Here is a 13,196-nt window from a genome sequence, read left to right on the forward strand (position 1 = left end):
CGTAGATGGCAACCGCCACCCATATCGTGACCCCTGAGGAATCCGAGCCGCATGGCCCGCTGGAGGCGGTTGTCGTCCGCTTCGCGGGCGATAGCGGCGACGGCATGCAATTGACGGGCGGGCAATTCACGCTCTCCACCGCGCTCGCGGGGAACGACCTTGCGACCTTCCCGGATTTCCCGGCGGAAATTCGCGCGCCGCAGGGCACGACGTTCGGCGTTTCGGCCTTCCAGATCAATTTCGGCTCCTCTGCCATCGAGACGGCGGGCGATGCGCCCGACGTGCTGGTCGCGATGAACCCGGCGGCCTTGAAGGTGAATGTCGCCTCGCTGAAGCCCGGGGGCCTCATCATCGCCGACGAGGGTGAATTCGGCGCGCGCAACCTTGCCAAGGCGGGTTATGATGCGAACCCGCTGGACGATGGCAGCCTCGCCAAATGGCAGCTCATCAAGTTCAATATCTCGCAGCTCACCCTCGATGCCGTGAAGCCCTTCGGCCTCGGCAATAAGGAGGCCCTGCGCTGCAAGAATATGTGGACGCTCGGCCTCGCGCTCTGGATGTTCGATCGTGATCGCGGGCCGATCGAAGATTGGCTGAAGACGAAGTTCGCCAAGGCGCCGGAGCTGGCCGAAGCCAATATCGCTGCGCTGAATGCGGGTCACGCCTTTGGTGAAACCGCCGAAATCGGGGGACCGCTCAAGCAGCACCATATCGATCCCGCGCCCGCCGAGCCGGGCCTTTATCGCACGATCACCGGCGCCGAGAGCATTTCGCTTGGTCTCGTCGCTGGCACGCAGCTTGCGGGCCTCAAGATGTTCTTCGGCGGCTATCCGATCACCCCGGCGTCCGCGATCCTTCACCATCTGTCGCGGCTCAAGGAATATGACGTCACGACTTTCCAGGCAGAGGACGAAATCGCGGCCATCGCCAGCGCGATCGGCGCGAGCTTTGCCGGATCGCTCGGCGTTACCTCTTCGTCCGGGCCGGGGATTGCATTGAAAGGCGAGGCGATGGGCCTCGCGATCATGACCGAGCTTCCGCTCGTCATCGTCAATTCGCAGCGCGGCGGGCCGTCGACCGGCTTGCCCACCAAGACCGAGCAGTCGGACCTTTATCAGGCCGTCTATGGCCGCAATGGCGACGCGCCGATGCCGGTCATTTCTGCCCGCTCGCCCGCCGACGCCTTCGATTGCGCGATCGAGGCGGTGCGCATCGCCGTCCAATATATGACGCCGGTCATGCTGCTCACCGACGGCTATATCGCCAATGCCGCCGAGCCGTGGAAGGTGCCGGACATGGGCGGATATGCGCCGTTCCCCGTGACGTTCCACGATGAAAGGCCGGCCGAGGGCGAGCAGGTGCTGGCCTATAAGCGCGACGACAAGCGCGCCCGCGTCTGGATCAAGCCGGGCAGCGAAGGCCTGATGCATCGTATCGGCGGCATCGAAAAGAATGTGAAGACCGGCCACATCGACTATAACCCCGACAACCATCAGGCGATGACCGATATGCGCGCCGCCAAGGTGATGGGCGTCGCCGATACGATCCCGGATCAGGACGTGACGCTGGGCGAAGCGGGATCGAAGCTCGCCGTGGTCGGCTGGGGCTCGACCTTCGGCCCGATCCACCAGGCCGTCCGCCGCGCGCGGAAGCAAGGATTGGACGTCTCCCACGTCCATATCCGCCATATCTGGCCGCTGCCGAAGAATTTGGGTGAGCTCCTCGCCACTTATGACCGGATCATCATTCCGGAAATGAACAATGGGCAGCTCAAGACCCTGCTGCGCGACCAATATCTGGTGGACGCGAAGCCGGTCCTCAAAGTGTCCGGCCAGCCCTTTATGATCGCCGAAATCGAAGCGGCGATCGACGAGGCTTTGAACGCTTGACCGTCATCCCGGCGCAAGCCGGGATGACGGGACGAAAATGCACCTGATGACACGGAGATTCCGGCTTTCGCCGGAATGACGTGGAGAGATGAAATGAACGAACTGACGAAACTCACGGCCAAGGATTTCGCGACCGACCAGGAAGTGCGCTGGTGTCCGGGCTGCGGCGACTATGCGGTGCTGAAGGCCGTGCAGCGGACCATGCCGGAACTTGGCGCGAAGCCGGAAAATACCGTGTTCATCTCCGGCATCGGCTGCTCGTCGCGTTTCCCTTATTATATGGAAACCTACGGCTTCCACACGATCCACGGCCGCGCGCCCGCGATTGCCACCGGTGTAAAACTCGCCAATCCGGACCTCGACGTGTGGATCATTACCGGCGACGGCGATGCGCTTTCGATCGGCGGCAACCACACGATGCACGTGCTGCGCCGCAACCTCGATTGCCAGATTCTGCTGTTCAACAACGAGATTTACGGTCTCACCAAGGGCCAATATTCGCCGACCAGCCGCGCGGGCACGCGTTCGCCCTCGACGCCTTACGGCTCGGTCGATCGCCCGGCCAACCCCTGCGCTTTTGCCCTCGGTTCGGGCGCCCGCTTCGTCGCGCGCGGTATCGACGTCAGCAAACATCTACCGGACGTGCTGAAGGCCGCTTATGCCCACAAGGGCGCGGCCTTCGTCGAAATCTACCAGAATTGCATCGTCTATAATGACGACGTCTTCGCGCCCTTCACCGCGAAGGAAAATGCCGGAAAGCAGCTTTGGCTGAAGACCGGCGAGCCGATGCTGTTCGACGGCGGTGCCAAGGGCATCGCGCTCGATGTCGAAACGCTCTCGCTCCGTGTCGTCGACGTGACCGACGGCGACTGGCAGAGTGCGGGCGTCCTCGTCCACAACCCGCAGAACAAGGCGCTCGCCCAAATGCTGGTCGAAATGCCGTCCGACATCTTCCCCGTCGCATTGGGCGTCATCTTCGACAGCCCCGCGCCGACCTTCGAAAGCGCGGTCGTCGAGCAGAATAAGGCGGCGGCCGCAGGCAAGGCGCCGAACCTCCAGGCCCTCGTCTCCAAGGGGCAAAGCTGGCAAGTCGAGAAAGAGCCCCGGGCGGAATAAAAGCCCTCCCCCTCGATGGGGGAGGGTTGGGTGGGGGTGATGCTGGGGAGTTCACTGACCTACGTCGAACATCACCCCACCCCAACCCCTCCCCATCGAGGGGAGGGGCTATTGGCATCGGAGCTCGTGAAACCTAAGCAGCCCACTATGGCAACTCGCGGCAAACATCTCACTCAGGCCGACCGCTCCTTTGCGACAGGCGGTGGTCTGCTCGCCAAAGCGTTTAGTCGCGGCTTCTCAAAGATCCTCGACCGGATCGATGCGGGCCTTCTCGAAGGCGGGATCGATACCACCCTGCCCGATGGCAGCAAGCGTCTGATCGGTGGCCGCGCGCCCGGGCCGATGCCGGTCGTCCGCCTCCACAGCTGGAACGCGCTCGTCCGTCTCGCCACCTCCGGCTCGGTCGGCTGGTACAAGGCCTGGGAGCGTGGCGAATGGTCCAGCCCCGATCCCGTGCCTCTCTTCGATCTCTTCATGCGCAATGGCGAGAGCCTGGGCGATGCCGCCCGTGCCAAGGGCCTGTGGCGCGCCGTCAACAAGGCCGCGCATCTGCTCCGCCGCAACAGCAAGGATCAGGCGCGCAAGAATATCGCCTTCCACTACGATCTCGGCAACGATTTCTACGCGGCTTGGCTCGATGCCACGATGGCTTATTCCAGCGCCCTGTTCGACGATTTCGCGGAACCGCTGGAAGCGGCACAGGAGCGGAAGGTTCGCGCGCTGCTCGACCGGCTCGACCTGAAACCGGGCCAGCGCCTGTTGGAAATCGGTTGCGGTTGGGGCGGCCTGATGGAAATCGCCGCGCGCGATTATGGCGTCGAGGTGGTCGGCATCACCCTTTCGGCCGAGCAAAAAGCCTATGCCGAAGCGCGTCTCGCCAATGCGGGGCTAGCGGGCCGCACGTCCATACAGCTGACCGACTATCGCGATGTTCAGGGCACATTCGATGCCGTCGCCAGCGTCGAGATGGTGGAAGCGGTGGGGCAGGAATATTGGCCCGCTTACCTCCAAAGCATCGCCCGCGCGCTGAAGCCCGGGGGCAAGGCCGCGATCCAGCTCATCTCGATCAAGCACGCCTTGTTCGACAGCTATGCCGGCAGCGCGGACTTCATCCAGACCTACATCTTCCCCGGCGGCCTGCTGATCGACGAGCCTCGGTTCGAAGTCGAAGCCGGGAAGGCGGGCCTATCCTGGCAGGACCGCGAGGGCTTTGGCCTTCACTATGCCGAGACGCTGAAGCGCTGGCGGCAGCGTTACGATGCGGCGGTCGCGGAAGGCCGCCTGCCGGATGGCTTTGACGACGCCTTCCACAATCTGTGGCGCTATTACCTCATGTATTGCGAGGGAGGATTTCGCGGCGGCGGAATCGACGTCGCGCAGGTGACTTTGCTGAAAGCCTAGTGTTCCTGCGAAAGCAGGAACCCAGCAGCGCCGCACCCCTCAACTGGGCTCCTGCTTTCGCAGGAGCACAAGGAGGTTAGCGGACTTCCAGCCGGTGTCCGGTTTCGAAGTCGGAGCGCAACAGTTCGACGATCGCGTCGGCGACCGCAGAGGGCTGCTTCAGCTTGCTGGCGTCCTCGCCCGGATAGGCCTTGGCACGCATCAGGGTCGCGGTGGCGCCGGGATCGAGGATCGCGGCGCGGACGGGGGCGAGGTTCTTCACTTCATCGGCATAGCTCAGCACGAGATTTTCGAACGCCGCCTTGGACGCGCCATAGGCACCCCAGAAGGCACGCGGATCGCTGGCAACGCTGGAGGTGACGCCGATCACCCGGCCCGCATCGCTGTTGCGGAGGAGAGGATCGAAAGCCGCGATCAGCGCCTGCTGGGCGATCACGTTCAGGGTCAGGATCTTGTTGAATTCCTTCCCGTCCATCTGCGCGACCGGCATCAGGTTGCCGAGCATGGCGGCATTGAGGACGAGGATGTCGAGCTTCCCCCAACGCTCCGCCACGGCCGAGGAAAGGCGAGCCACGCTATCATTTTCCGTGAGGTTCAGGGGCGCGATCGTCGCGCTGCCGCCCGATTGGTAGATGCGGTCCTCAACCTCTTCGAGGCCCGCCACGGTCTGCGCGGTCAGGACCACATGCGCGCCCTGCGCGGCAAGCGCCTCCGCCGTCGCGGCGCCGATGCCGCGGCTGGCGCCGGTTACGACCGCGATTTTTCCGTCGAGAAACTGGCTCATAATATCCCCATTGTCATGCTGAACTTGTTTCAGCATCCATTTTGTTGAACGGCGCGATGCGCCAAGATGGACCCTGAAACAAGTTCAGGGTGACGGCTTTGTGTTTAATGTCAGGCGAAGGTTTCGACCCGCTCGGGCTCGGCCGCGTGCGCTTCCGTGAAATCGGTGAGGCTGGTCGGATAGTCGCCCGTGAAGCAGGCGTCGCAATATTGCGGACGAGCGGCTTCCCGGGCCTGTTCGCCTACCGCGCGGTAAAGGCCGTCCACGGAAATGAAGGCGAGGCTGTCGGCCTGGATATAATCCGTCATTTCCTGAAGGTTCATGCGTCCGGCCAGCAGCTTGCTGCGCTCCGGCGTATCGACGCCGTAAAAGCAGCTATGCGCCGTCGGCGGCGAAGCGATCCGCATATGGACCTCCGCCGCGCCCGCGTCGCGGAGCATCTGCACGATCTTGAGGCTGGTGGTGCCGCGCACGATCGAATCGTCGATCAGGACGATGCGCTTGCCCTTGATGAGCGCGCTGTTCGCATTGTGCTTCAGCTTCACGCCGAGGTGGCGAACCTGATCGCCCGGCTGGATGAACGTCCGGCCGACATAATGCGAGCGGATGATGCCGAGTTCGAACGGAATGCCCGCTTCCTGGGCATAGCCAATAGCGGCAGGGACACCGGAATCCGGCACCGGCACGACATAATCGGCATCGACCGGCATTTCGCGGGCGAGCTCCGCACCGATCTGCTTGCGCACCGAATAAACGGAGGTGCCGTCCATGATGGAATCGGGCCGGGCGAAATAGATATGTTCGAAGATGCAGGGCCGGGCGGACACGCTGCCGAAGGGGCGCAGCGACTTCACGTCCGTTCCGTTGACGAGCACCAATTCGCCCGGATCGACCGAGCGGATGAAAGTCGCGCCGACGACGTCCAGCGCCACCGTTTCCGACGCGAAGATGATCGCATCGCCAAGGCGGCCCATGACGAGGGGGCGGATGCCAAGCGGGTCGCGGCAGGCCATCATGCCTTCGGCGGTGAGGCAGATGAGGGAATAGGCACCCTCCACCTGCTTCAGCGCATCGATGAAGCGATCGACGAGACCGGTTTTGGTCGAGGTCGCGACGAGGTGGATGATCACTTCGGTATCGGACGTCGACTGGAAGATCGACCCGCGCGCATTCAGTTCGCGGCGGAGCTTCATCGCGTTCGAGATGTTGCCGTTATGCGCGACCGCGAAACCGCCCAGGGAGAGCTCGGCGAAAAGCGGCTGGACGTTGCGGAGTGAGGTTTCGCCCGTCGTCGAATAGCGGACATGACCGACGGCCGCGCTGCCGGCGAGGGCGCGGATCACATCGTCCTTATCGAAATTGCCCGCAACATGGCCTTGGGCGCGATGGCTGTGAAAGCGATGACCGTCGAAACTGGTGATCCCGGCCGCTTCCTGTCCGCGATGCTGGAGGGCATGGAGGCCGAGGGCGACCACGGCGGAAGACGTCTCCGCATTCCAAATGCCGAAAACGCCGCACTCCTCGCGCAGCTTGTCGTTGTCGAAAGGATTGGTGGTCAACATGTCTCTAGCCCGTTGCCCCTGTTCGCGCGTCATATAGGAAGCCGGATCGGCTTTGTCGCCCCATCTCTTGGCCCGCGCACGCTTTTCTGTTGGAACCCAAGCGCCCCTAACGCCGCTTGGCTGAACGGAAGATGGTTACGGAGAGGCAATGTGCGTGCAGTTCTAATCGCCCTGCTGCTGCTATCCGCCTGCGGGCGGGAAGGGGAGGAAGCGAAGCAGGCTGATGGAGAGGCCTCTAGCGAGAGGGCGAAAACGCCGCCGGTGCTGCGCGCGGACGGCCAACCCGGCAGCCTTACCGGCCTCTATGAAAGCGGTCAGGGAATTGGGACGAGCCAGCTCTGCGCCATTGAAAAATCAGGGCAGCCGACGCGCTTCGCCCTTGTCCTGCGCGGTGCTGGCGATCGAAGCTGCAGCGGCGGCGGCACATTGCGCCGGGAAGGGCGTGACTTGCATTTCACCATGGCCGGTGAATCGACCTGCACGTTCGACGCGCGTCTTGAAGGGCGCAGGCTCGTGATTTCGAACGCGGTTCCCAGCGGCTGTTCCTATTATTGTACAGCAGGGACGAGCCTTGCGGGTGCCGGCTTCACGATGGTTGCCCCCTCGGTGGAGGATGCCCTGCGCGCCCGCGATCTGGTGGGCGAGCCTTTATGCGGAACGCGGTAGCGTGGGTCGTTGACGTTGACGTGAACGTAAAGTAGCAATGCCTTTATGCCGAACACCGCGCTTCATTCCGACTTTCAATCGGCGGATGCCGCCGACCGCACCTACACGATCACGGATTTGTGCGACGAATTCGCTGTCACAGCCCGGGCGCTGCGTTTCTATGAGGATGAGGGCCTGATCTCGCCGGAGCGGCAGGGATTGTCCCGCGTCTACAGTTGGCGCGACCGGGCGCGGCTCGCCTGGATTCTGCGCGGCAAGAGGGTGGGCTTCAGTCTCGCCGACATTCGCGAAATGATCGACCTCTACGACCTTGGCGATAACCGGCAGGCACAGCGCCGTGTGACGCTCGATAAGTGCAAGGCGCGGGTTGATCTGTTGAAGAAGCAGAAGGTCGATATCGATGCGACTATCCACGAGCTGGAAGGGTTCATCCAGCTTGTCGAAGGCGTGGATACCAACGGAAAATAAGAACTTTAGGAGCGAGCATGCCAGTTTATTCCGCCCCCGTGCGCGATACGCGCTATGTTCTCGATCACGTCGTCTGCCTCGACCGTTATTCGAACGTCCCGGGCTTCGAGAATGCGACCGCCGACATGGTGGAAGCCGTCCTCACCGAAGGCGCGCGCTTTTGCGAGGAAGTGATCTTCCCATTGAACCGCTCGGGCGATGAGGAAGGCTGCACCCGCCACGACGATGGATCGGTGACGACGCCGAAGGGCTTCAAGGATGCCTATAAGCAGTTCGAGGAAGCGGGCTGGGGCACGCTGTCCGCGCCAGTCGAATATGGCGGCCAGGGCCTGCCGCAGGTGATTGCCACGGCGTTCAGCGAATATCTGCTTTCGGCCAACCAATCCTTCGAAATGTATCACGGCCTTACCGCCGGTGCGATCGCGGCGATTCTGGTCAAAGGATCGGACGAGCAGAAGCAAACCTATCTGCCCAAGATGATCGCGGGCGAGTGGACCGGCACGATGAACCTCACCGAGCCGCATTGCGGCACGGACCTTGGCCTGCTCCGCACCAAGGCCGAGCCGCAGGATGATGGCAGCTACAAGATCACCGGCACGAAAATCTTCATCTCGTCCGGCGAACATGACCTTGCCGACAACATCATCCACCTCGTCCTCGCCAAGCGGACCGGCGCGCCGGACAATGTGAAGGGCATCTCGCTCTTCATCGTGCCGAAGTTCCTGGTGAATGAGGACGGATCGGTTGGCGCGCGCAACGGCGTCGTCTGCGGCTCGATCGAGCACAAGATGGGCATTCACGGCAATTCGACCTGCGTCCTGAACTATGACGATGCGACCGGCTATCTGATCGGCGAGCCTGAAAAGGGCATGGCCGCGATGTTCATCATGATGAATGCGGCACGCCTTGGCGTCGGCCTCCAGGGCCTCGCGCAGGGCGAGGTCGCCTATCAGAACGCCGTCCAATATGCGAAGGATCGCCGCCAGGGCAGGGCGCTCGTCCCCGAACTGCGCGATCCCGAAGCGAAGGCCGATACCTTGTTCGTCCACCCGGATGTCCGCCGCATGCTGATGGAAGCCCGCGCTTATAATGAAGGCGCCCGCGCGCTCATACTGTGGGGCGCACTGCAGGTCGATCTCACCCGCAAGGCTGCGACCGAAGAAGAACGGCTCGCGGCCGATGACCTCATTTCGCTGCTCACCCCGGTCATCAAGGGTTATGTTACCGACATCGGCTTTGCGAATGCGGTGAATTGCCAGCAGGTGTTTGGTGGCCACGGCTATATCCGCGAATGGGGCATGGAGCAGTTCGTCCGCGACGCCCGCATCGCCCAGATTTACGAAGGCACGAACGGCATCCAGGCCATGGATCTGGTCGGTCGCAAGCTCGGCAAGGATGGCGGCCGCGCGATCCAGGCCTTCTTCAAGCTCGTCGGCACCGAAGTCGCCGAAGCCAAGGGCAGTGATGCCACAAAGGACTTCGCCGCCGCTCTCGAAAAGGCCAATGGCGAATTGCAGACCGCGACAATGTGGCTGATGCAGAACGGCATGGCGAACCCGAACAATGCGGGCGCCGCCGCTTACCCTTACATGACCTTGATGGGCATTGTGTCGCTCGGCCTCATGTGGCTCCGCATGGTGAAGGCGTCGAGCGAACTGCTTGCGTCGGGGACGGACGACAAGGCGTTTCACGAAGCCAAGCTGATCACCGCCCGCTTCTTCGCGGAACGGATCATGCCGGATGCTGGTGCGCTCCGCCGCAAGATCGAGGGCGGGGCGGACGCTCTGATGGCGCTGCCGGTGGAGGCCTTTTAAGGGCGCGTATTAACTCTTCCTCATTGCGAACAAAGCGAAGCGATCCATCTGGTGAGGACTGGATTGCTTCGCTGCGCTCGCAATGACGAGGATCGTCAATTCTTTGAGAAGGACAGGTTCGCGCCCTTGTCGCCGCTCAGCGTAAAGCCGTTGTCCTTGGCAGCGAACACATAGTCGGCCTTGTCGATCTTCAGCTTTTCCATCTTGCCCTTGCCGCATTGCTGGCGAACGTCGGCGACGGCGAAGATCGTCTTACCAGCTTCCTGCCGGACATGGCCGAACCGCTCTTCGCGCACCGGCGTGCACTTGCCCGTGCGACGTTCCATCTGGGCGACCATGTGGAAAGTGCCGTCGGGCGCGACGTCGAGGGACGTCGTCCGCTTCACCTTAACGGGCTTGTATGAATAAGTGATCGTTGTGTTGGTCGGCGATCCAGCGCCAAAGGTGCCGCCCAAATTGGTGCCGAAACCCCCGGTAGCAATCGCGGCCTGGAATTTAATTTCCGGACCCCAGACCAGCTCCGTCCCAAAGGATTGCTGCGACCATTTGCCGGCAATTCCGGCGTTCTTGACGGCGTCGGCCGCGGCTGCCGGATTGCCCATGCGATAGGGTATGCCACCGGGATTCCTATCCACCTTCTTGTCGCCTTTCGGGTCGACGATAAGCGTCAGTGGGGTCAGTTTTTCCCCGGACGGAATGGCGTCCATATTGTTTGCGAAGGCCATAAGATCGCCGTCATCAAGCGACGTATTCTCGTTTACGTCCTTCCACATCAGAACGTGATAATCACCTTTTTGCGGAACAACGATTTCGTAGGTGCCGACGCCGTTTTCGACTTTCACAGGGACTTCGGCCTCTTTCAGGCAGGTCTCCTGCGGCGTCAGACAGGCAAGGGCCTTGGTGCCATCCAGCGAGTGTCCATCGGGCGCGGTCACCATTCCCTGAATGACAAGAGCCGGATCGACCTTCGGCGCCTCGGCGACCTCTTCGCTTTTATTGGTCGTGGTCTGCGCATCATTTCCACCGCATCCCGAGAGTGCGGCAAGCGCGACGGACGCGACGAGATAGCGATGCAATTGCGTGCGTAAGATCATGATGTTCCTCCCATTCGGTCCGCAGCCGAATCCCCGGCTATTGCCTAACATGGCTATTTGAAGTGGGACAAGGCGGGGTCTCTCTTGGCGGGCGTATTCCGCTGTTTTAGGGTGGCGGAGGTGAGGGAGGTATTATGGTGCATGAAACGACGGACGCTTTAGGGCAAAGCAAGCGACGGAATTGGCCTCTCTACCTTCTGGGCGGCATCCTGCTGCTTGGCGTCGCGGCGCTGTTCGCCTGGCCCAAGGACAATGGCGCTCCTGCGGACAATGCCGCCACCACCACACTGCCGGATACCGACCTGACGAATGTTGTGCAGGCAGAGGAGGCGGCGCAGCAAATCGCGGCGGGCACCTTCGTTGAATGGAGCGCGGCGAAATATCCGGAGCCCGTGACGTTCCAGTCCGGCGAAATTCGGGTCAGGGTGTCATCTGTCGTGGAGGACGATCTGGCCGCTCCGGAGGTGACGGTCAGCGCGCCCGGTATGAACGATCATGTGATGAGAGGCGAAGCCGCCCAACCGACCGCCACACACCGCATAGGGATCGGCCGCCTCAATCCACAGGCGCGGATCGATCATGTCATCCTCGCAAGCTATTCGGGCGGCGCGCATTGCTGTACCGCCATCCAGGTCGCGGTCCCGTCCGGCGACAGCTTCGTGACGGCGGACCTGGGGGAATGGGACGGCGAGGGGATCAGCGAGTTTCCGCGCGACCTTTCGGGCGACGGGACGGCCGATTTCATTCTCTATGACAATGCATTTCTCTACGCTTTCACGGCCTATGCCTTTAGCGAGGCGCCGCCTGCCGTTTACAACCTGGTGGGCGCGAAGTTCGCTGACGTATCCCGTGCGCCCGCTTTCCGCCCGCTTTTTGCTAAGCGGATGACGGAGAGCGGAGAGAGGTGCCGTCCGGACGGTGAAAGCCCGCGCAATGGCGCCTGTGCCGCCTTCGTTGCATCGGCGGCCCGCATCGGCCGGTTCGATGAGGCCTGGGCGCAAATGCTGCGGTCTTATGAGAATGACGCCGAATGGGATTTGCCAACCGGTTGCCGGGTCAGCACGAAAGGTGAATGTCCCGAAGACCAATTGATCGAATATTCGAGCTATCCCGAGGCTTTGCGCGCGTTCCTGATCGAACGGGGCTATCTGCCGACAAGCGCGGCGGCCCCGTCGCCGGAGCCGCCCGGAATTGAATGAGACGTCAGGCGGGCGAACTTGCACCTGACTGCGTTAAAATGGCCGCGTTAAGCGCGCCGTTGCCAAAGAAGGTGATGTTGTTGCCGACTCGGTGTGCTTCCAGCCGGAGTTGCAGGTTGCGGTCGTAGCGGCCGAGTTTCATCAGGCCGTCGTTGAACCAGCCGGTGCCGCTCCCTGAACCGTCGACGTGAGATGCGAATTGCCCCGCTGCCGGCCAGATCGCCTTGTCGAGGGTTGCGACGAACTTTCTGATGTCGTCGTCCGTCCACTCCATTCCGGCGTCGTGCGCTTCCACGATGAACGAGATGACGCCGTTCGCGTGGGCGACATCCTGGCCGGGGCGGGCGATCGAGCCCCAGATATCGCTCCAATAATAAGCGTCCGGCGCTCCAAATCCTGGCTGCATCTGTTCGCGGAGAGACGAGGGGTGGTTCGGCATGTCGCGATTGATGTTGTTGAAGACGGCAAGATAAGCCGCCTTTCGAGCCGGGTCCGCAGTCATCCGCGACAGGTCCATGGCGATAAACGCCCAATGCGCGGCCATATGCGTGCGGTTGCGATAGATATAGGAATTGGCGCCGCGCGTGGCCCATTTATCGAAAATGTGCATCTCGGTGAAGGCCAACAGCCTGTCGTAATGGGCGCGATAGACGGGATCGTTGTAGAGGGTAGGCGTTTCCGCGATGACGCGCAGCAATCGCGTCACGTATCGCCAGCAATAGCTTTCGTAGAGCGGCACTTCCTGCCCCGCAGTGTCGGAAGCTGCCGACGCCCAGCCAAGATAACCGTCCTTAAACACACTGCCCGGCAGGGACGATGAGGGGCGGACATTGGCGACGACATTGTTCACATAAAGAAGGGCGCGGTCGAGATACTCCGCCTTGCCGGTTGCCCGGTACATCGCCGTGTTGCCATCGATCGCGTAGGCAAGATTGTAATATTGCGCGCTGTCGAAAGACTGGCTGCGAGGCAGATAATCGCCTTCATGCTCCTGATTCCACACATTCAGAAACAGCGCCTCCCAGGCCGCGACGCTGCGCAGCGGTTGGGCGGGAGGCGGGTCGGGCGGGGGAGGAGGCGTCGGAACGGGCGGAGGCACGGGCGGCGCCGGAACCTGTCCACCACCATTTGGACTGGAGCCTTGACCGTTTCCACCGCCACATGCGGAAAGGCTGCTCAGGACAAAGACGCTTAAAGCCGACG

General features: G+C 62.2%; 11 protein-coding genes. 7 read left to right on the forward strand and 4 right to left on the reverse strand.

All coding sequences use genetic code 11. From position 1 onward, the window contains the following. The first annotated feature begins 5 nt into the window (after nucleotides 1-5). The 3 genes from C7I56_RS03345 (at nucleotide 6) to C7I56_RS03355 (ending at nucleotide 4,406) form a co-directional block, all read left to right on the forward strand. A complete protein-coding gene (locus tag C7I56_RS03345; protein ID WP_106639092.1) occupies nucleotides 6-1,889 on the forward strand; it encodes a 2-oxoacid:acceptor oxidoreductase subunit alpha in 1,884 nt (627 codons plus the stop codon). A gap of 93 nt (nucleotides 1,890-1,982) precedes the next feature. Next, on the forward strand, nucleotides 1,983-3,005 hold the full coding sequence (locus C7I56_RS03350; protein ID WP_106639093.1) for a 2-oxoacid:ferredoxin oxidoreductase subunit beta: 1,023 nt from the start codon (nucleotides 1,983-1,985) through the stop codon (nucleotides 3,003-3,005). Nucleotides 3,006-3,152: 147 nt separating this feature from the next. Continuing rightward, entirely contained in the window at nucleotides 3,153-4,406 is a 1,254-nt protein-coding gene (locus C7I56_RS03355) for an SAM-dependent methyltransferase (protein ID WP_106639094.1), read from the forward strand. 76 nt (nucleotides 4,407-4,482) lie between these two features. Here the strand turns inward: C7I56_RS03355 and C7I56_RS03360 are convergent, their stop codons facing one another. Both C7I56_RS03360 and purF read right to left on the reverse strand, forming a co-directional pair. After that, on the reverse strand, nucleotides 4,483-5,190 hold the full coding sequence (locus tag C7I56_RS03360; protein WP_106639621.1) for an SDR family NAD(P)-dependent oxidoreductase: 708 nt from the start codon (nucleotides 5,188-5,190) through the stop codon (nucleotides 4,483-4,485). A 110-nt stretch (nucleotides 5,191-5,300) separates the two neighbouring features. After that, on the reverse strand, nucleotides 5,301-6,752 hold the full coding sequence (gene purF, locus C7I56_RS03365) for an amidophosphoribosyltransferase (RefSeq protein WP_106639095.1): 1,452 nt from the start codon (nucleotides 6,750-6,752) through the stop codon (nucleotides 5,301-5,303). Nucleotides 6,753-6,902: 150 nt separating this feature from the next. On the opposite strand from purF, the gene C7I56_RS03370 reads away from it, so the two are divergent. Genes C7I56_RS03370 through C7I56_RS03380 form a run of 3 tightly spaced genes read left to right on the forward strand, consistent with a single transcriptional unit; the run spans nucleotide 6,903 to nucleotide 9,700 of the window. Continuing rightward, the gene (locus C7I56_RS03370; RefSeq protein WP_158702983.1) at nucleotides 6,903-7,418 is read left to right on the forward strand and encodes a hypothetical protein; all 516 of its coding nucleotides are present in this window, start codon (nucleotides 6,903-6,905) and stop codon (nucleotides 7,416-7,418) included. A 45-nt stretch (nucleotides 7,419-7,463) separates the two neighbouring features. Then, complete coding sequence (locus C7I56_RS03375) at nucleotides 7,464-7,886, forward strand: MerR family transcriptional regulator (protein ID WP_106639097.1); 423 nt, start codon at nucleotides 7,464-7,466, stop codon at nucleotides 7,884-7,886. Between the two features lie 17 nt (nucleotides 7,887-7,903). Further along, entirely contained in the window at nucleotides 7,904-9,700 is a 1,797-nt protein-coding gene (locus C7I56_RS03380; protein WP_106639098.1) for an acyl-CoA dehydrogenase C-terminal domain-containing protein, read from the forward strand. Nucleotides 9,701-9,795: 95 nt separating this feature from the next. Here the strand turns inward: C7I56_RS03380 and C7I56_RS03385 are convergent, their stop codons facing one another. Further along, nucleotides 9,796-10,794 carry a hypothetical protein gene (locus C7I56_RS03385; RefSeq protein WP_106639099.1) on the reverse strand — a complete coding sequence of 333 codons (999 nt, stop codon included), beginning with the start codon at nucleotides 10,792-10,794 and terminating at the stop codon, nucleotides 9,796-9,798. 134 nt (nucleotides 10,795-10,928) lie between these two features. On the opposite strand from C7I56_RS03385, the gene C7I56_RS03390 reads away from it, so the two are divergent. Further along, nucleotides 10,929-11,993 (forward strand): hypothetical protein, encoded by a 1,065-nt coding sequence (locus tag C7I56_RS03390; protein WP_106639100.1) that lies wholly within the window; start codon nucleotides 10,929-10,931, stop codon nucleotides 11,991-11,993. Between the two features lie 4 nt (nucleotides 11,994-11,997). Here C7I56_RS03390 and C7I56_RS03395 read toward each other — a convergent pair whose 3' ends face one another. Next, entirely contained in the window at nucleotides 11,998-13,092 is a 1,095-nt protein-coding gene (locus C7I56_RS03395) for a hypothetical protein (protein ID WP_199792313.1), read from the reverse strand. Nucleotides 13,093-13,196 lie beyond the last annotated feature (104 nt).

Source organism: Allosphingosinicella vermicomposti (assembly GCF_003012815.1).
In the GTDB taxonomy this organism is placed as follows: domain Bacteria; phylum Pseudomonadota; class Alphaproteobacteria; order Sphingomonadales; family Sphingomonadaceae; genus Allosphingosinicella; species Allosphingosinicella vermicomposti.

Excerpts from the sequence above, each read along its gene's own strand:
- purF (WP_106639095.1), bottom strand. The coding sequence starts at position 6,752 with ATGTTGACCACCAATCCTTTCGACAACGACAAGCTGCGCGAGGAGTGC.
- C7I56_RS03350 (WP_106639093.1), top strand. The coding sequence starts at position 1,983 with ATGAACGAACTGACGAAACTCACGGCCAAGGATTTCGCGACCGACCAG.
- C7I56_RS03360 (WP_106639621.1), bottom strand. The coding sequence starts at position 5,190 with ATGAGCCAGTTTCTCGACGGAAAAATCGCGGTCGTAACCGGCGCCAGC.
- C7I56_RS03390 (WP_106639100.1), top strand. The coding sequence starts at position 10,929 with ATGGTGCATGAAACGACGGACGCTTTAGGGCAAAGCAAGCGACGGAAT.
- C7I56_RS03385 (WP_106639099.1), bottom strand. The coding sequence starts at position 10,794 with ATGATCTTACGCACGCAATTGCATCGCTATCTCGTCGCGTCCGTCGCG.
- C7I56_RS03345 (WP_106639092.1), top strand. The coding sequence starts at position 6 with ATGGCAACCGCCACCCATATCGTGACCCCTGAGGAATCCGAGCCGCAT.
- C7I56_RS03375 (WP_106639097.1), top strand. The coding sequence starts at position 7,464 with ATGCCGAACACCGCGCTTCATTCCGACTTTCAATCGGCGGATGCCGCC.
- C7I56_RS03380 (WP_106639098.1), top strand. The coding sequence starts at position 7,904 with ATGCCAGTTTATTCCGCCCCCGTGCGCGATACGCGCTATGTTCTCGAT.
- C7I56_RS03355 (WP_106639094.1), top strand. The coding sequence starts at position 3,153 with ATGGCAACTCGCGGCAAACATCTCACTCAGGCCGACCGCTCCTTTGCG.